Here is a 17,639-nt window from a genome sequence, read left to right on the forward strand (position 1 = left end):
CGTCTTTTAAATCACTTGCGAGAGGTTTTTTATGCACGATCCGTTCGAACAGTCTTTGCGTGACATGCTCAATGCCTCGCCGTCCAACCGGGACGACGATGCTTGCCTGGGTCGCGTCTTGAAAACCGCCAACCGCCAGGTCGGGGCGGGGGATCTGTTCGGTCTGCTTGGCCGCTGGTTGCCGGCGTTGATGATGGCCTTGAACAATGGTTCGGCCCATGTCTCACCGGTTTCCCGTCGTAAACCTCTTGCACGCACTGCTGATAAGGCTGAATGAATATGGAACTCGATCTCTGGACCCAGAGTCTGGTAACTGCAATGACTGCGTTGTGGACCAAGGTGGCGAATTTCATTCCCAACCTGTTTGGTGCACTGGTGGTGGTACTGCTGGGTTTTGTCGTGGCCAAGCTGCTTGACACCCTGCTTTCCAAATTGCTGGCTAAGCTGGGTCTTGATCGATTGATGGGTGGCACCGGCCTGACCAAGATTTTGGGGCGTGCCGGGTTGCAAGTGCCGATCTCGACCCTGATCGGCAAGATCGTTTATTGGTTTGTTTTGCTGATTTTTCTGGTTTCTGCGGCTGAATCCCTTGGACTTGAGCGAGTTTCAGCTACGCTCGACATGCTGGCGCTGTATTTGCCGAAAGTATTCGGTGGCGCGCTGGTGTTGCTGGTAGGGGTTTTGCTGGCGCAACTGGCCAATGGCCTGGTGCGTGGGGCGGCTGAAGGCGTGGGTCTGGATTATGCCAGCGGCCTGGGGCGAATTGCCCAGGGTCTGGTGATTATCATCAGTATTTCGGTCGCGATCAGCCAGCTGGAGGTCAAGACCGACCTGCTGAACCATGTGATTGTGATTGTTTTGATTACCGTTGGTCTGGCCGTTGCGCTGGCCATGGGACTGGGAAGCCGGGAAATTGCCGGGCAGATTCTTGCGGGAATCTATGTGCGTGAGCTATATCAGGTTGGGCAACAAGTGCGTGTGGGCGAGGTCGAAGGGCAGATCGAGGAGATCGGCACGGTCAAGACGACAGTGCTGACGGACGATGGCGAACTGGTGTCGCTTTCGAACCGGATCCTGCTGGAACAGCATGTGACTAGCCGCTAACCCGGCGAATCCTGCTAATGTACGCCGCCGCAAACCTGGGTATCCAGGCCATGGCGGACATTGACCTGACTGTCGGCACGACTTGTTTTGAATAAAGCCCAAACGCTGTCCACGCGCTATGACCCCCGTGAGCTCTCTGATGAGGAGTTGGTCGCGCGCTCGCACACGGAGCTGTTTCACGTAACACGCGCGTACGAAGAATTGATGCGCAGGTATCAACGCACTCTGTTCAACGTTTGTTCAAGGTATTTAGGGAACGATAGAGATGCGGATGATGTCTGTCAGGAAGTGATGCTCAAGGTGCTATACGGCCTGAAGAACTTCGAGGGAAAATCGAAGTTCAAGACATGGCTCTATAGCATCACGTACAACGAGTGCATCACGCAGTATCGGAAGGAACGGCGAAAGCGTCGCTTGATGGATGCTTTGAGTCTGGACCCCCTTGAGGAAGCGTCTGAGGAAAAGGCGCCTACCCCGGAAGAAAAGGGCGGACTTGATCGCTGGTTGGTGCATGTGAATCCGATTGATCGGGAAATTCTGGTGCTACGATTTGTCGCAGAGCTGGAGTTTCAGGAGATCGCTGACATCATGCATATGGGTTTGAGTGCTACAAAAATGCGTTACAAACGCGCTCTTGATAAATTACGTGAGAAATTTGCGGGCAGCACTGAAACTTAGTGCGTGGCAAATATCTCTTACGTGTAGGCAAGTTCTGTTAGACTTGTCGCCGAGTTGTCCCCCGGTATGTGGGACTGCTTTACAATCACCAGATGGGGATTTAACGGATGAAACTGAAAAACACCTTGGGCTTGGCCATTGGTACTCTTATTGCTGCCACTTCTGTCGGCGCTCTGGCACAAGGCCAAGGCGCAGTTGAAGGCCAGCTGTTTTACAAAAAGCAGTTCAACGATAGCGTCAAACATATCGAAGACGGCTTCAATCCTGGCGCCAGCATCGGTTACTTCCTGACCGACGACGTGTCGATCAACCTGAACTACGACACTACCAACCACACCCGTTCGAACGACGGTACTGGCAACCAGAAGATCAAAGGTGATACCGGCAGCGTTACTGCCCAGTACCACTTCGGTCAAGCTGGCGTCGACTCCCTGCGTCCATACGTAGAGGGCGGTTTCGGCCACCAGAGCCGTACCAACGTTGAAGCTGATGGTCACAAAGGTCGCGATCAATCGACCCTGGCTATCGCTGGCGCTGGTGTGAAGTACTACTTCACCGACAACCTGTTCGCACGTGCTGGTGTTGAAGCTGACTACGCTATCGACAACGGCAAGTGGGACTACTCCGCACTGGTTGGCCTGGGCGTAAACTTCGGCGGCAACGCTGGCAAAACTGCTCCAGCTCCTACCCCAGCACCAGCTCCAGAGCCAACCCCAGAGCCAGAAGCTCCGGTTGCTCAGGTTGTTCGTGTTGAGCTGGACGTGAAGTTCGACTTCGACAAGTCGGTTGTTAAGCCTAACAGCTACGGCGACGTGAAAAACCTCGCTGACTTCATGAAACAGTACCCACAAACCACCACCGTTGTTGAAGGTCACACTGACTCCGTCGGTCCTGACGCTTACAACCAGAAGCTGTCCCAGCGTCGTGCTGACGCTGTTAAGCAAGTCCTGGTCAAAGACGGTATCGCTCCTAACCGTGTAAGCTCGGTTGGTTATGGCAAATCCCGCCCAGTTGCTGACAACGCAACTGAAGCTGGCCGTGCTATCAACCGTCGCGTAGAAGCCTCGGTAGAAGCACAAGCAGCTCAGTAATTACTGAGTTGTAGAAAAAAGCCCGGCTTAGGCCGGGCTTTTTTTCGCCTGCAATTTGCCTCAGGCTGTGGCGCTGGCCAGGGCCGCAAGCGCCTGCGTCGCTTGCGCAACCCGGCCAATCACCAGGATAGCCGGGCTCTTGAGCGCGAATTCGTGCGCATCATCCTGCATCCGGGCGAGGCTGCTGCGGCATTCGCGCTGTTGTGGCAGCGAAGCGTTTTCAATCATCGCCACCGGCATGTCATCGCTCATGCCACCTTCCAGCAATTGCCGGCGGATTTCCCCCAGTTTCGCCACCCCCATATAGATCACCAGCGTCGTGCCGCCCTCGGCCAGGGCCCGCCAATTGAGGCTGCTGTCGTCCTGGGTATGGGCCGTGACCAACGTGACGCCACGGCTGACACCGCGCAACGTCAGCGAGATATCGCAGTTCGTTGCCCCGGCCAGCCCTGCCGTAATGCCGTTGACCAACTCCACTTCCACCCCTTGCTGCCTGAGCCACGCCGCCTCTTCGCCGCCGCGACCAAAAATGCACGGGTCGCCGCCCTTGAGCCGCACCACGCACTTACCCTGCCGGGCATAACGCAACATCAGGCGATGGATAAACGCCTGTGGGGTGGAACGGCAGCCACCGCGTTTGCCCACGGTGATCAGCCGTGCAGCGGGGCAATGCTCCAGCAGCGCCGGGTTGACCAGATCATCGATCAGCACCACATCGGCTTCCCGCAGGGCTCTCACCGCCTTGAGTGTCAGCAGTTCCGGATCGCCGGGGCCTGCGCCCACCAGCCAGACTTTTGCGCTCATATGCTTGCCTCACACTCTGATCGCGATTGGCTGCTTGCCACTCGCCAATAACCGTTTGATTTCCGGCACACAGGAGCCGCATTGCGTGCCGCAGCCCAGTTCCTGCTTCAGCCCGTTCAGGTCCAGGCCCCGGGCAATGCCGGCGCAGACCGCGCTTTCGCTGACGTTCTTGCAGTTGCACAGCGTCTTGTTGCTGCTTGAGCCGCCCCCCGGTGGCGCACTCAATGGCGCCAACAACCAGCGGCGTAACTGCTCATCGGTGCGACCTTCCAGCCACAGGCTTTGCAGCCAGTGGCGAGCCAGGGTTTCGCCAGCCAGGCGGATCGCGGTGATACGGCCTTTTTCAATCTTTACCCGCTTGCCAATGGAGCGCCGCGGGTCGTCGTACGCCATCACGGGGCCGTCGTTGAGGCCCAGCAGTTGGTCGATCTGCTTGAGCAGTTCAAGGGCGGGCGCCTCGTGATGCGCCGCACGAATCAGCAGGGCAGGCCGCTCGCGTCCGGTCAGGCTCAGGCTGACGTAGGCAAAGCCGTCACACAGCGGTCGCAACGCTTCGAAGTGTTGCTGCACATCGCCTTCAATCAGCGCAAACAAGTGCCAGGGCAGCCGCACCGCCTCCAGGCGCACGCCGCTGTGCTTGAGTTCCGGCTGTTTGGACAGCGGGTCGAATGCCGGCTGGGTCAGCGCATTTACGCCGCCTTTAAGAAAACGGTCGCCCCAGTGCATCGGCAGGAAAGCCTGGCCGGGACGCACGCTGTCATCGCTGCCGACGGCCACAATCACGCTGCCGCGCCGGCTTTTCAGGCTGACCAGATTCCCTTCCTTCAAGCGATGGCGACGCAGTTCGTCCGGGTGCAGGCTGAGCACTGCTTCACTGACATGGCCGAACAGCTGCGCAGCGGTGCCGGTGCGGCTCATGCCATGCCATTGGTCCCGCAGGCGGCCGGTGATCAGGGTGAGTGGGAAGCGCGCGTCACGCTGCTCCTTGGCGGCGCGATAAGGGTCGGCGACAAAGTGCGCGCGGCCAGTCTCCGTAGGGAAAAATCCGTCGGTGTACAGCCTTGGTGTTCCGCCCACCGCATCGGCCGGGAATGGCCATTGCTGCGGGCCTATCCGGTCCAGCAGCGCGTGGCTGATACCCGACAGGTCCAGGTCCCGCCCACGGGTCAGCAGCTTGTATTCATCAAAGATCTGCGCCGGTTGCTCAAAGGCAAAAAGCCCCGGTTTTCCGGGACAAAGACGCTGCTCCAGGCGTTGGGCAAAATCCACGGTGATTGCCCAGTCCGGCCGCGCTTCCCCGGGTGGGGCGATGGCTCGGCGAACGTGGGAAATGCGCCGCTCAGAGTTGGTCACTGTGCCTTCCTTCTCGCCCCAGCTCGCGGCTGGCAGCAACAGGTCGGCGTAACGCGCCGTCTCGGTTGTACGAAAGGCTTCCTGTAGCACCACGAACGGACACGCTTCCAGGGCCTGGCGCACGGTGTTCTGGTCGGGCAGGGATTGGGCGGGGTTGGTGCACGCGATCCACAGGGCCTTGATCTTGCCGGCCTGTATCTGTTCAAACAATTCGATGGCGGTCAGCCCGGTGCTGGCCGGCAGTTGGTCGACCCCCCAATACGCGGCTACTTCTGCCCGATGTTCGGGGTTGGCAGCCTCACGATGGCCGGGCAGTAAATTCGACAAACTGCCGGTTTCCCGCCCACCCATGGCATTCGGCTGACCCGTCAGGGAGAAAGGTCCGCAGCCAGGGCGGCCGATGGTGCCGGTCGCCAAATGCAGGTTAATCAAGGCGCTGTTCTTCGCACTGCCGGCGGTGGACTGATTGAGCCCCATGCACCACAACGACAGAAAACTCGCCGAGGTGCCGACCCATTCCGCACACAGACGCAGTTGCTCGACACTGATCCCGCACAACTGCGTGACCATTTGCGGTGTGTAGTCGTGAACCAGGCGTTTGAGTTCGACCAGGCCGTCGGTATGGGCCTGGATAAAGTCGCGGTCGATCCAGTCTTCCCACAACAACAAGTGCAGGATCCCATGGAACAATGCGACATCCGTACCCGGCAAAATCGCCAGATGCAGGTCCGCCAAGTCGCAGGTGTCGGTGCGCCGGGGATCAATTACCAGCACTTTCATCTGTGGCCGGCGGGCCTTGGCTTCCTCCAGGCGTCGGAACAACACCGGATGCGCGTAGGCCATATTGCTGCCGACGATCATCACGCAGTCGCTCGACTCCAGGTCCTCGTAGCTGCACGGTGGCGCGTCGGCCCCCAGGCTGCGCTTGTAGCCGACCACCGCCGAAGACATGCACAGCCGCGAGTTGCTGTCGATGTTGTTGGTGCCCACCAGCGCCCGCGCCAGTTTGTTGAAGCTGTAGTAATCCTCGGTCAGCAACTGCCCGGAAATATAGAACGCGACGCTGTCCGGCCCGTGTTCAGCGATGGTTTCGGCAAACACGTTCGCCGCGTGCTCCAGGGCGGTATCCCAGTCGGTGCGGCTGCGGGCCAGGCCTTTGCCCAGCCGCAGTTCCGGGTACAACGCGCGGGCCGCGAGGTCTCCGGTGAGGTGCAGGCTGGAGCCCTTGCTGCACAATTTTCCGAAGTTGGCCGGATGACTCGGATCGCCACTGACGCCGAGGATCTGCGAGCCATCATGCTCGATCAGTACGCCGCAACCGACCCCGCAGTAGCAGCAGGTGGACGCGGTGGTCTGGCGGTTCATCAACCGGCGTCCCGCAGGGCCAACATCACCCGGCCGTTTTCCACACGGGCCGGGTGGTGATGGGCGCAGCCGACGTCCGGTGCCTGGGCCTCCCCGGACTCCAGGTCGATCTGCCAGTTGTGCAGCGGGCAGGCCACGCGCTTGCCGTAGATCAAGCCTTGGGACAGCGGGCCACCCTTGTGCGGGCAGCGGTCGTCGAGGGCGAAAACCTCGTCGTCACTGGTACGAAAAATCGCGATGTCGCCTTTTGGCCCGCTGATGATGCGCGAGCCCAGGGCGTTGATTTCTTCGAGGGCGCATATATCCAGCCAGTTCATGCCGGCACCTCCAGCAGTTTGACGGGGATGGTGTCGAATTCCTTTTTCAGCAGCGGCTGTTCCAGGCGTTCTTTCCACGGGTCCTGCTCGAACGACAGGGAGAATTGCAGGCGTTCATTCAACGCCTGGCGCCGCGCCGGGTCTTCCAGTACAGCCTTCTTGATGTGCTCCATGCCGACCCGTTGCAGGTAGTGCACGGTGCGCTCCAGGTAGAAGGCTTCTTCCCGGTAGAGCTGTAGGAAAGCGCCGTTGTATTCGCGCACTTCTTCGGCGGTTTTCAGCTTGACGAAGAACTCGGCGACCTCGGTCTTGATCCCGCCGTTACCGCCGATGTACATCTCCCAGCCGGAATCGACGCCGATGATTCCCACGTCCTTGATCCCCGCTTCCGAGCAGTTGCGCGGGCAGCCGGACACTGCCAGCTTGACCTTGTGGGGCGACCACATATTGAACAGGTCATGTTCCAGCTCAATCCCCAGCTGTGTGGAATTCTGCGTACCAAAGCGGCAGAACTCGCTGCCGACGCAGGTCTTCACGGTGCGGATGGATTTGCCGTAGGCGTGGCCGGATGGCATATCGAGGTCTTTCCATACGCCGGGCAAGTCCTGCTTCTTGATGCCGAGCAAATCGATGCGCTGCCCGCCGGTGACCTTGACCATCGGCACGTTGTACTTGTCGGCCACATCAGCGATGCGCCGCAGTTCCGACGGATTGGTCACACCACCCCACATCCTTGGGACTACCGAGTAGGTGCCGTCTTTCTGAATATTGGCGTGGGCGCGTTCGTTGATCAGGCGCGATTGCGGATCGTCTTTTGCCTCGCCGGGCCAAGTGGAGATCAGGTAGTAGTTGAGTGCCGGGCGGCAGGTGGCACAGCCGTTCGGGGTGCGCCAGTTCAGGTAGCTCATGGTGCCGGCGATGGTCAGCAGGTGCTGGTCGCGGATGGCCTGGCGGATTTGCCCGTGGTTGAGGTCGCTGCAGCCGCAGATGGCTTTTTCGCTTTTCGGTTTGACGTCCGCCGCGCCGCCCACGGTGTTGATCAGGATTTGTTCCACCAGCCCGGCGCAGGAACCGCAGGAACTCGCAGCCTTGGTGTGCTTCTTCACATCGTCGACGCTGAACAGACCGTGTTCCTGAATCGCCTTGACGATGGTGCCCTTGCACACGCCGTTGCAGCCGCAGACTTCGGCGGTGTCGGCCATGCTCATGGCTTTGTCCTGGCCTTGGTGGCCTACATCGCCCAAAGCATTTTCACCGAACATCAGGTGATCGCGGATCTCGCCAATGGCATGGTTCTCACGGATCTGCCGGAAATACCAGCCGCCGTCAGCCGTATCGCCGTACAGGCAGGCGCCGACGAGGATGTCGTCCTTGATCACCAGCTTCTTGTACACGCCGCCAATCGGGTCGGAAAGCGTGATGGTCTCCGTGCCTTCGCCGCCCATGAAGTCCCCGGCGGAGAACAGGTCGATGCCGGTCACTTTCAATTTGGTGGAGGTCACCGAGCCTTGATAGCGCGCGAAGCCCAGCTGGGCGAGGTGGTTGGCGCAGACCTTGGCCTGCTCGAACAGCGGTGCCACCAGGCCGTAGGCAATCCCGCGATGGCTGGCGCATTCGCCGATGGCATAGATGCGCGGGTCGTAGGTTTGCAGGGTGTCGTTGACCAGAATCCCACGGTTGCACGGGATGCCGGATTTTTCCGCGAGTTCGGTGTTGGGGCGGATGCCCGCAGCCATCACCACCAGGTCGGCGGGGATCACATCGCCATTCTTGAATTGCACCGAGCCGACGCGGCCGTTGCCGGCGTCATGCAGCGCCTCGGTCTGCTCCTTCAAGCGAAACACCAGGCCACGGCTTTCCAGTTCGGTTTGCAGCAACTGGCCGCTGGTCTTGTCCAATTGCCGTTCCAGCAGCCACTCGCCGATATGCACCACGGTCACGTGCATGCCACGCAGCATCAGGCCGTTGGCGGCCTCCAGGCCCAGCAGGCCGCCGCCGATGACGACCGCGTGCTTGTGGGTCTTGGCGGTGTCGATCATGGCCTGGGTGTCGGCGATGTCGCGGTAGCCGATCACGCCCTGCAATGTATTGCCCGGGATCGGCAGGATAAACGGCGTGGAGCCGGTGGCGATCAGCAGGCGATCGTACTCGGCCTCGCTGCCGTCTTCGGCGATGACTTTGCGTTTGACCCGGTCGATCTGCACCACTTTGCGGTTAAGCAACAGCTTGATGTTGTTATCGAGGTACCAGCTCAAGTCATTGAGCACGATCTCTTCGAAGGTCTGCTCACCGGCCAGCACCGGCGACAGCAAAATGCGGTTGTAATTGGTGTGGGGCTCGGCGCCGAAAACGGTGATGTCGTACAGGTCGCTGCTCAGCTTGAGCAATTCTTCAAGGGTGCGAACCCCGGCCATGCCGTTGCCGATCATCACCAGTTTGAGTTTCTTCATGTCGTTCTCCGCAGTGGCTCGACAAATCGTGCGCAACAAAAAAAGGCGTCCCCGCTACGTAAGTAGCGAGGACGCCTTTGTCCTGGTCCCGTTCTCTCGGGAAGCCCGACCTTCGACGTTGAAGGTACGGCTATATGTGTGTTGATAGGAAAGCTAATGCAGCGGTTGTGCCAAGTAGGATTTTGGCCGGTTTTGTTAAGTGGCGCGGCGATGTATCGAGAAATTTCGCCTCTTAGTGGTGCAACAGCCAGTACAACAGCACCAGATTGATCAGCAACGACAGCACGGCCAACGTTTGCCAGACCTTCAGCGGTTCGCGCTCCAGCAGCGGTTTTGGTCGCGTGCTCAACTCGCGGCGATCCGCCTGCTCCAGTACCAGCAACCATTCCTCGGCAGTTTCATAACGTTGCTCGGGTTGCGCGGCGACTGCGCGCTCCAGGCTCTGTTGCAGCCAGTCGGGCAGGTCGGGGCGGTAGCGGCTGGCGCCGACAAGCGTAGTGAACCTGGGACGCTGGAAAGCTTCGATTTCGCCGTAGGGGTAATGCCCGGTGAGCAGGTAATACAAGGTCACACCGACGCTATACAGGTCCTGTTGCGGGGTAGGGCGTTCGCCGTTGAAGGCTTCCGGGGCGATAAAGCTTGGCGTGCCAGGCAACAGGTGCGCGCGATCCTCCGAGAGCCCGGGGCAGTAGGCCAGGCCGAAGTCCAGCACACGCAATTCGCCATCCTCGCCCAGCAGCAGGTTTTCCGGCTTGATGTCGCGGTGCAGGATCTGCCGGCGGTGCAGCAGCCCGACGGCACGCAACAGGCGCTCGGCCAGGGTTTGCCACTGCGCCAGGGGCAATGGGCCCTGGTGCTTGAACAGTTCGGCCAGGGTTTGGCCGGAGTATTCACGCATCACGTAGTACAAATGCTGACGGCCACTGGCTGGATGGACTTCAGGAAACGCGCGGCCGGCGACCCGGCGCAGGAACCATTCCTCTGACAGCAATGCCTGGGCGGCGAACACGTCATCGTCGTGGCTGAGCGGCAAGGTCTTCAGCAGCCACGCCTGTTGATGGCCATCGCGCACCCGATAGAGCAAGGATTGGCGGCTTTGCCCCAACAGCGACTCTACCTGCCAGCCTTCGAAGCGCTGGCCGGGTTTCAGGGGGGGCGGCAGGGGCCATTGCTGCAACTGCACCAGTGCATCGCCGAGGGTGGCGGCGCCAAGCTGGTCGACGCGGACCAGCAGGGCGCTGGCGTTGTCCTGGCTACCGGCCAGGTGCGCGGCGCTGACCAGGGTGTTTACCGCGAGGTCCAGGTCCGACTGTTCCCGCAGGATTGCGCTGATGTTGTTGTCATCCAGGGTCGCCCACACGCCGTCGCTGAGCAGCAGGAAACACTCGCCTGCCCGCAACTCGCCGTCGAGGAAATCCAGCACCAGATGCTGATCCAGGCCCATGGCGCGCTTGAGCACATGCTGCATGCCCGGTTGCTCCCACACATGCTCCTGGCTCAGGCGCTGCAACTGGCCATCGAGCCAGCGGTACACCCGGCAATCACCCACATGGGCCAGGGTGAAACGCTGGCCGCGAAACACCAGGGCGCTGAGGGTGGTCAGCAACGGCTGGCCGCCGCCGTTGGCTTGCAGCCAGCGATTCTGGGCCACCAGCAAGCGTTCCATGGCCTGGGCCACGCCCCAGGTTTGCGGCGTGGCGTAATAGTCCAGGGCCAGCGCTTGCAAGGTCGAGCGTGCAGCCAGTCCGCCATCGGCGCATTGGCTGACGCCATCGGCGATGGCACACAGGTAGCCTTTGCTGGCGGCCAGCTCCGGGGCGGGGGTGACCAGGCGCAAGGCGTCCTGGTTTTCCTGCCGTGGGCCGGTGGCGCTGGCTTGGGCGAAGCTCAGTTGCAGGCTCATCAGACCCGTGCAGCCGTCACCGCAGCCGAGCCCCAGGTGGTTCTCCAGCGACGCTTGACGCCGTACAGGCCGAACCAGGCCAGCACGCCCAGGCTGGCGAACAGCCACAGCGCCAACTGATAGCTGCCGGTGCTTTGCTTGATCGCGCCCATGCCCGCCGCCAGGGCGAAACCGCCGATGCCGCCGGCCATGCCGATCAGGCCGGTCATCACACCAATCTCGCGGTGAAAGCGTTGGGGCACCAGTTGGAAGACTGCACCGTTACCGGCACCCAAACCGAGCATGGTGCACACAAAAAGCGCCAGTGCTGCGTAGGAGCTTGGCAGGTTGAACCCCACCGCCGCGATGCAGATCGCTGCCACGCCGTACATGCCGAGCAGGGTGCGAATCCCGCCGAAACGGTCGGCCAGGGCGCCGCCCAAAGGCCGCATCAGGCTGCCGCCGAATACGCAGGCGGCGGTGTAGTAGCCGGCGGTGACCGGGCTCAGGCCGTATTGGTCGTTGAAATAGCCGGGCAGGGCGCTGGCCAGGCCGATGAAACCACCGAAGGTCACACTGTAGAAGAACATGAACCACCAACTGTCGCGGTCGCCCAGGGCTTTGAAGTAGTCGGCCATGGACTTGGCCTTGGGTCGTTGCGGGGCGTTGCGGGCGAGCCAGGCGAAGACGATCAGCGTCAGGATCAGCGGGATCAGTGCGAAGCCGAACACATTGCTCCAGCCAAACGCGGCGGCGAGTACCGGTGCCAGCAGGGCCGCGAACACCGTCCCGGAGTTGCCGGCGCCGGCGATGCCCATGGCCTTGCCCTGGTGCTCGGCGGGGTACCACTGGGAGGCCAGGGGCAGGGCGACGGCGAACGAGGCTCCCGCCATGCCGAGGAACATGCCCAGCAGCAGGGCTTGCTCGTAGCTGTGGATTCCGAGTTTCCAGGCGACGAACAAGGCGCCGATGACAATCACCTGGCCGATCAGGCCGGCGGTCTTGGGGGAGAGTTTGTCGGCGAGCATGCCCATCAGGAACCGCAGCACTGCGCCGGCCAGGATGGGGGTGGCGACCACCAGGCCGCGTTGTTGGGTGGTGAGGTGCAGGTCGGCGGCGATTTGTACCGCCAATGGGCCCAACAGGTACCAGACCATGAAGCTCAGGTCGAAATACAGGAACGCGGCGAACAGGGTCGGGGTGTGACCGGATTTCCAGAAGCTTGATTTCATCACGCACCTCAGCGGTAAGGGGTCTTATGAGAAGGCCTGGTGATGGAACGGCTGTAGCCGCTCCATCGGCCCCGGGCTATGGGGCCAAAACGAAAAAACGCCGCCACCGGGTTCGCTGGGGCAAACCGGGTGTGCGACGTCTTTGTCGTGGAGGGGGCAACCGCCGTTGGCTACCTGTGGGGATTCTTTAGCAAGAGGTGGGCCAACAGGGGGTGGGGGCGTTGTGGTGTGGTGTGGTGTGGTGTACATATCCGTTGCTGCGGTAACGGCGGCTTAGGGTTCCGCTCTTACAGCGGGTCACTTTTGGCAAACGCCCCAAAAGTAACCAAAAGGTCTTTGCCCCACCACTCGGTGCCTCGCTTAGGCTCGGCATGCCCGCACTCCGGCACGGCTCCGCGGGCCGCCGCGACGGGCCATCCATGGCCCGGCGCGGCTAAATCGGCATCCCTGCCGATTTACCCGCTCCACCGTGCCTACTTGCGGCCATCGTGGTTAACGGGGCCCGCAGATCAAAATCAAAAGCCAGATCAAAAGCACGCAGCCTCGCTGGCGCTCGACAGCTGCTACGGGCGGTGTGGCTCTGCTTTTCTGTAGGAGCTGGCTTGCCGGCGATGCAGACACCTCGGTACATCAGGTACTTCCAGTTGATGCTATCGCAGGCAAGCCAGCTCCCACATTTGAACCGTGCCCGCTTTAGATTTTGATTTTGCTTCACAACACTCAAGCCGGCCTGTAGCCCGGCTGTTCAAAAGTGAGCCGCCGTAAGGGCGGAACCAATAGCGGCCGTTACCTAAATAACGGATATACACCCCGCCCCCCTCTCACCCCAACAACTCACTCATCGCAATAATCTGCTCCGCCACCTGAATCAGCTTCTGCTGCCGACTCATCGCCTGGCGCCGCATCAGCGTGTAGGCCTCTTCCTCATTACACCCCTTCATTTTCATCAACAACCCCTTGGCCGTTTCGATCCGCTTGCGTTCGGCCAACTGCTGATCCCGCGCCTGCAACTGCGCGCGCAGCGCCTGGTCACTCTCGAACCGCGCCATCGCCACATCCAGAATCGGCTGCAACCGCTGCGCCTGAATCCCCTCGACAATGTAGGCACTCACCCCGGACTTGATCGCCTGACGCATCACCCCCGGATCATGCTCATCGGTAAACATCACAATCGGCCGTGGCTGGTCGCGACTCACCAGCACCACCTGCTCCATCACATCGCGTCCCGGCGACTCGGTATCGATCAAAATCACGTCCGGGCGCACCGCTTCGACCCGCGCCGGCAAGTCGATCGTCAACCCCGACTCATCGATCACCTCAAACCCGGCCTCGGTCAACGCAGCCTTGAGCCGCCCGACCTTGCGCGGTGTGTCATTGATCAACAGGATTCGTAGCATGGGTTCCTCCTGTCAGCGCAAGGCCTGGCGGCTGGCAACATCTGCCATGGCATGCAGGCGAAAGCTGCGGGCATACCCGGCCGGGTCCGAACCGTCCCAGATTTTTCCGTCGATCAACTGGCTGCTGCGCATGGCCTCGCCACCGGCAGGCACGCCCACGGCGCTGGCCGCCTGGCGATAGATGTCCAGTTGTTGCACACGCCGGGCAACGCCGAGGTAGTCCGGGTCCTCCCGCAGCAGGCCCCAGCGGCGGAACTGGGTCATGAACCACATGCCATCAGACAGGTAGGGCAGGTTCACCTCGCCGTCGCCATAAAAACGCAGCGCGTGGGGATCCTGCCAGTGGTTGCCGAGGCCGTCATCGTAGTCGCCGAGCAGGCGCGGTTCGATGCAATCGAGCGGGGCGTCGAGGTACTGCGGGGCGCTCAGCAACTGTGCAGTGGAGCGGCGGTTTTCCGTGCTCTGTTCGATAAAACGGCTGGCCTGCAGGATCGCCATCACCAGTACCCGGGCGGTATTGGGGTATTGCTCGACAAATGCCTGGGTGCAGCCGAGGACTTTTTCCGGATGGTCCGGCCATAGTGCCTGGGTGGTGGCCAGGGTAAAGCCCTGGTTCTGCTTCACCGCACTGGCGCACCAGGGCTCGCCCACACAAAAGCCGTCGATGCGCCCGGCTTGCAGGTGCGCAACCATCTGCGGCGGCGGCACCACCACACTGTCCACATCCTGCAGGGGATGAATGCCCTGGCTGGCCAGCCAGTAATACAACCACATGGCGTGGGTACCTGTGGGAAAGGTCTGGGCGAAGGTGAGTTTTGTTCGGCTTTGGTGCACGTGGCGGTCCAGTGCCTCAGGACTGGTCACCCCCAGCTGTTGCAGGCCACGGGACAGGTTGATGCTCTGGCCGTTCTGGTTCAGGCCCATCAGCACCGCCATATCGGTGGGTGCCACGCCGCCGATACCCAGGTGCACGGCGTAGATCAGGCCGTACAGGCTGTGGGCGGCGTCCAGTTCGCCGCTGACCAGGTTGTCCCGCAGGCTGGCCCATGATGACTGGCGCCTGAGATTCAAGGTCAGGCCATAGGGCTGGGCGAAGCCCTGGGTGGCGGCGACCACCACCGAGGCGCAATCGCTCAGGGCCATGAAACCCAGGTTGAGGCTGCTCTTTTCCGGGGCATCGCTGCCGTTGACCCAAGCCAGGGGATCACTCATCAATACGTACCTTTCATAAAAAAACGCCGTTCCGTCGGGTACTCAGAGGAAGAGCCCGGGGTAACGACGTCTGTGTCCTTGAGCCCGTTCCGCCGTTGGCGCGAGCTGCGATAGACAAGGCAAAGCAAGGCACATGCCACGATGCGCACAGGATGGGCTGGGCGTCAGCTTTCCATCAGGATTGAAATCGGCCTGCCTCGCAGTATGGCCGCTCTTTCAGCCCGGGCCATGCAGGCATGTTCAGCCACCTTCACCGTTTCTCGACGCTGTTTTTCGGCCTGGTGCTGCTGGGCAGCCCCGGCGCGTTCGGGGGCTCCTACCAGGCCCGTGATGAAAGCCTGCACACTTTTTTTACCGCGTTGTCCCTGCCGCTGGGGCAGCCGATCGTTGTCAGTCAGGCGGCAGCTCGCAAGCGCATCAGCGGGGCGTTCGATTTCGACTCGCCCCAACCGCTGCTGGAGTCGGTCGCCCAGCAGCAAGGCCTGATCTGGTACACCGATGGCCAGGTGCTTTACCTCTATGACGCCGACGAGGCGAAAAGCTCGGTAGTGACCCTGCGGCATATCTCGGTCGACCTCCTGCGCGGGTTCATGCGCCGTTCGGGGCTCGAAGAGGCGCGCTACCCGCTGCGTGCGAGTGGGGCGCGGGTGTTCTACGTGTCCGGGCCGCCGAACTATGTCGACCATGTGCTGCGCCTGGCCCAACTGATGGACCGCCAGCGTGCGGAACTGCGCCTGGGGCCGCAGCGGATCGGGGTGGTGCAGGTGCTCAACACCCACGTTGCAGACCGCGAGTACAACATGGGCGACAGAACCGTCACGGTGCCGGGCATGGCATCGATGATCGAAAAACTGCTGGCCGTCGAGCAGGAGAGTGCGTCCCCGCGGCAACCCGGATTACTGGCCGACAAGAATATCTCGGTGCTGGCGTACCCGGACACCAACAGCCTGCTGATCAAGGGCAAGCCCGCGCAGGTGAGCTTTATCGAAGGTCTGGTGGCAGAACTGGACGTACCGAAGCGCGCGGTGGAGGTTTCGATGTGGCTGGTGGATGTGGACCGCGATGAGCTCAAGAAGATCGGCGCGACCATGCACAAGGGGGCGGACAAGCCTTCAGCGACCCGGGTCATGGCACCCATCGAGGACGAAGCATTCATGCAGCGGATCACCGCCTTGGAGTTGCGCAGGCGAGCGAGGGTCACGACGTTGCCGGTGATTCTCACCCAGGAGAATGTGCCCGCGGTTTTCAACGACAACCAGACGTTCTATCTGCCCCGGCCGGGTGAAGACCACGACGAATGGCAACCGGTGGTCTTTGGTACGCAGGTCAGTGTTCTGCCGCGCTTCGCCGAGGCGAATGAAATCGAGATGCTGCTCACCGTCGAGGATGGCCGCCAGATGGGCAAGGCTGCCAGTCGCGACAAACCCTCGGCGGGGGTGGAGCGGATGGGGATCAACACGGTGGTGCGTGTGGCTCCGGGCAGGCGATTGCTGGTGGGGAATTTTCAGCGCGATACCGGCACAGCCTTGCTCGGACGCTACAACGGGCCCATGGCCAACAGTGTGCGATTGTTTGTGATTCAGGCGACGGCGGTCGCAAGTGTGCTGCATACCGCTGCCGAGCCGGGGCAGGCGCCGCCGTTGACGCGCTCCCAGCATGAGCAGGTGAAGCGGGCATTTACCCGGGTGACCGAAGGATAAGAACGTTGGTGGCGCGCCTGGGCGGGCATCGTCGAAAGGTCCTACGTGCCCAGTCTGAAAAAATCAGTGCCTATGGGGTTTTTTCCTCTCCTATACAGCGAGTGGGCTTTTTATAGTCGCGACCTTCAGGAAACCAGTGTTGGAAATGAAGGTGAGTTGGGTGCGGAGGTACGAATGGCCGTGGTGAACGATGGGGTACTGGCTACCCCCATGGTCTTTGAGCGCTGGACGTTGCACGGCGACGGTAGATTGACCAGTGAAGACTCGGATATTCAACTCCCGCCCAAGGAGTGGCAGGTGTTGCGCCTGTTGCTGTCCTCGGCCGGAGTGCTGGTGACCAAGGACCACTTGCTGGAACAGGCATGGCCCCATAACGAGGCCACGGAAGAGTCCCTGACCCGTTGCATCTGTTCGCTGCGCAAATATTTGAAGGGCGGCAAGGGCCTGATCAAGACGGTATACGGCAAGGGGTACCGGGTGACCTGTGCGGTCAGGATGACCAGCCTGACGGTGGGCACTGTCTGTTCCACCTGCGGTCGGGGGCAGGCATGAGCAGCGCCCGGTGCAAGGGGGCGCTGCTGCTGATGCTCACGCTCGGCTTCGGCAATGAAGCCCGGGCGTATTGCTGGGCCGAGGCTGCCAGCCGATACGGCATGGAGCCGGAATTGTTGCAGGCCATCGCCGCAGTGGAGTCGGGCTACCGCGCCAAGGCCATGAATTACGCCAACAACAACGGCACCCGTGATATCGGGCTGATGCAGATCAACAGCATTCACCTGCCGCGCCTGCTCAAGGAGGGCATTACCGAGCAGCGCTTGCTGGATGAGCCTTGCCTGTCGGTGGAGGTGGGGGCGTCGATCCTTGCCGACTTCGTCAAACAGTTCGGCTACAACTGGACGGCGATCGGTTCCTACAATGTGGGCGGCGGGCCCGGGCCTCAGCGTGAGGCCCTGCGTCTTCGCTATGCGCAAAAAATCTGGGCCCGCTATGAGGAACTGATGACGCACCGTAACTGACGATTGGACGGCACGCCTCGCATGCAGCCCGTCACCCC

15 protein-coding genes are annotated in these 17,639 nt (G+C 61.3%); 7 read left to right on the forward strand and 8 right to left on the reverse strand.

The window, feature by feature from the left end; translation table 11 throughout:
- The first annotated feature begins 31 nt into the window (after positions 1–31).
- The 4 genes from ACIOMR_RS03240 (at position 32) to ACIOMR_RS03255 (ending at position 2,873) form a co-directional block, all read left to right on the forward strand.
- On the forward strand, positions 32–277 hold the full coding sequence (locus ACIOMR_RS03240; RefSeq protein ID WP_003215011.1) for a hypothetical protein: 246 nt from the start codon (positions 32–34) through the stop codon (positions 275–277).
- Positions 278–279: 2 nt separating this feature from the next.
- Positions 280–1,104, forward strand: coding sequence for a mechanosensitive ion channel family protein (locus ACIOMR_RS03245; RefSeq protein WP_008432650.1), 825 nt, complete (start codon positions 280–282; stop codon positions 1,102–1,104).
- Positions 1,105–1,191: 87 nt separating this feature from the next.
- On the forward strand, positions 1,192–1,782 hold the full coding sequence (sigX, locus tag ACIOMR_RS03250) for an RNA polymerase sigma factor SigX (RefSeq protein ID WP_003215014.1): 591 nt from the start codon (positions 1,192–1,194) through the stop codon (positions 1,780–1,782).
- Between the two features lie 107 nt (positions 1,783–1,889).
- Positions 1,890–2,873 (forward strand): OmpA family protein, encoded by a 984-nt coding sequence (locus ACIOMR_RS03255; protein WP_003215016.1) that lies wholly within the window; start codon positions 1,890–1,892, stop codon positions 2,871–2,873.
- A 60-nt stretch (positions 2,874–2,933) separates the two neighbouring features.
- Here the strand turns inward: ACIOMR_RS03255 and cobA are convergent, their stop codons facing one another.
- The 8 genes from cobA to ACIOMR_RS03295 all read right to left on the reverse strand — a co-directional run bounded on the left by cobA (position 2,934) and on the right by ACIOMR_RS03295 (position 14,885).
- A complete protein-coding gene (gene cobA, locus ACIOMR_RS03260) occupies positions 2,934–3,677 on the reverse strand; it encodes a uroporphyrinogen-III C-methyltransferase (protein WP_003215019.1) in 744 nt (247 codons plus the stop codon).
- Between the two features lie 9 nt (positions 3,678–3,686).
- The gene (locus ACIOMR_RS03265; protein ID WP_401192147.1) at positions 3,687–6,395 is read right to left on the reverse strand and encodes a molybdopterin-dependent oxidoreductase; all 2,709 of its coding nucleotides are present in this window, start codon (positions 6,393–6,395) and stop codon (positions 3,687–3,689) included.
- Positions 6,395–6,712 carry a nitrite reductase small subunit NirD gene (gene nirD, locus ACIOMR_RS03270; protein ID WP_003215022.1) on the reverse strand — a complete coding sequence of 106 codons (318 nt, stop codon included), beginning with the start codon at positions 6,710–6,712 and terminating at the stop codon, positions 6,395–6,397. Before nirD ends, ACIOMR_RS03265 begins: the two co-directional genes overlap by 1 nt.
- A complete protein-coding gene (nirB, locus tag ACIOMR_RS03275; RefSeq protein ID WP_003215025.1) occupies positions 6,709–9,162 on the reverse strand; it encodes a nitrite reductase large subunit NirB in 2,454 nt (817 codons plus the stop codon). Before nirB ends, nirD begins: the two co-directional genes overlap by 4 nt.
- A 232-nt stretch (positions 9,163–9,394) precedes the next feature.
- Positions 9,395–11,065, reverse strand: a complete 1,671-nt coding sequence (locus ACIOMR_RS03280; protein WP_401192149.1) for a protein kinase — start codon at positions 11,063–11,065, stop codon at positions 9,395–9,397.
- A complete protein-coding gene (locus tag ACIOMR_RS03285) occupies positions 11,065–12,276 on the reverse strand; it encodes a NarK/NasA family nitrate transporter (RefSeq protein ID WP_003215029.1) in 1,212 nt (403 codons plus the stop codon). Before ACIOMR_RS03285 ends, ACIOMR_RS03280 begins: the two co-directional genes overlap by 1 nt.
- Positions 12,277–13,097: 821 nt before the next feature.
- A complete protein-coding gene (locus tag ACIOMR_RS03290; RefSeq protein ID WP_003219125.1) occupies positions 13,098–13,673 on the reverse strand; it encodes an ANTAR domain-containing response regulator in 576 nt (191 codons plus the stop codon).
- Positions 13,674–13,685: 12 nt separating this feature from the next.
- Complete coding sequence (locus ACIOMR_RS03295) at positions 13,686–14,885, reverse strand: CmpA/NrtA family ABC transporter substrate-binding protein (RefSeq protein WP_003219123.1); 1,200 nt, start codon at positions 14,883–14,885, stop codon at positions 13,686–13,688.
- Positions 14,886–15,121: 236 nt separating this feature from the next.
- On the opposite strand from ACIOMR_RS03295, the gene sctC reads away from it, so the two are divergent.
- The 3 genes from sctC to ACIOMR_RS03310 all read left to right on the forward strand — a co-directional run bounded on the left by sctC (position 15,122) and on the right by ACIOMR_RS03310 (position 17,601).
- The gene (sctC, locus tag ACIOMR_RS03300) at positions 15,122–16,585 is read left to right on the forward strand and encodes a type III secretion system outer membrane ring subunit SctC (RefSeq protein ID WP_401192153.1); all 1,464 of its coding nucleotides are present in this window, start codon (positions 15,122–15,124) and stop codon (positions 16,583–16,585) included.
- Between the two features lie 174 nt (positions 16,586–16,759).
- Positions 16,760–17,137 carry a winged helix-turn-helix domain-containing protein gene (locus ACIOMR_RS03305; protein WP_102368366.1) on the forward strand — a complete coding sequence of 126 codons (378 nt, stop codon included), beginning with the start codon at positions 16,760–16,762 and terminating at the stop codon, positions 17,135–17,137.
- Complete coding sequence (locus ACIOMR_RS03310) at positions 17,134–17,601, forward strand: transglycosylase SLT domain-containing protein (protein ID WP_003219119.1); 468 nt, start codon at positions 17,134–17,136, stop codon at positions 17,599–17,601. Before ACIOMR_RS03305 ends, ACIOMR_RS03310 begins: the two co-directional genes overlap by 4 nt.
- The last annotated feature ends 38 nt before the right edge of the window (positions 17,602–17,639 follow it).

The sequence above is a fragment of the Pseudomonas sp. NPDC087814 genome (genome assembly GCF_044742865.1).
In the GTDB taxonomy this organism is placed as follows: Bacteria; Pseudomonadota; Gammaproteobacteria; order Pseudomonadales; family Pseudomonadaceae; genus Aquipseudomonas.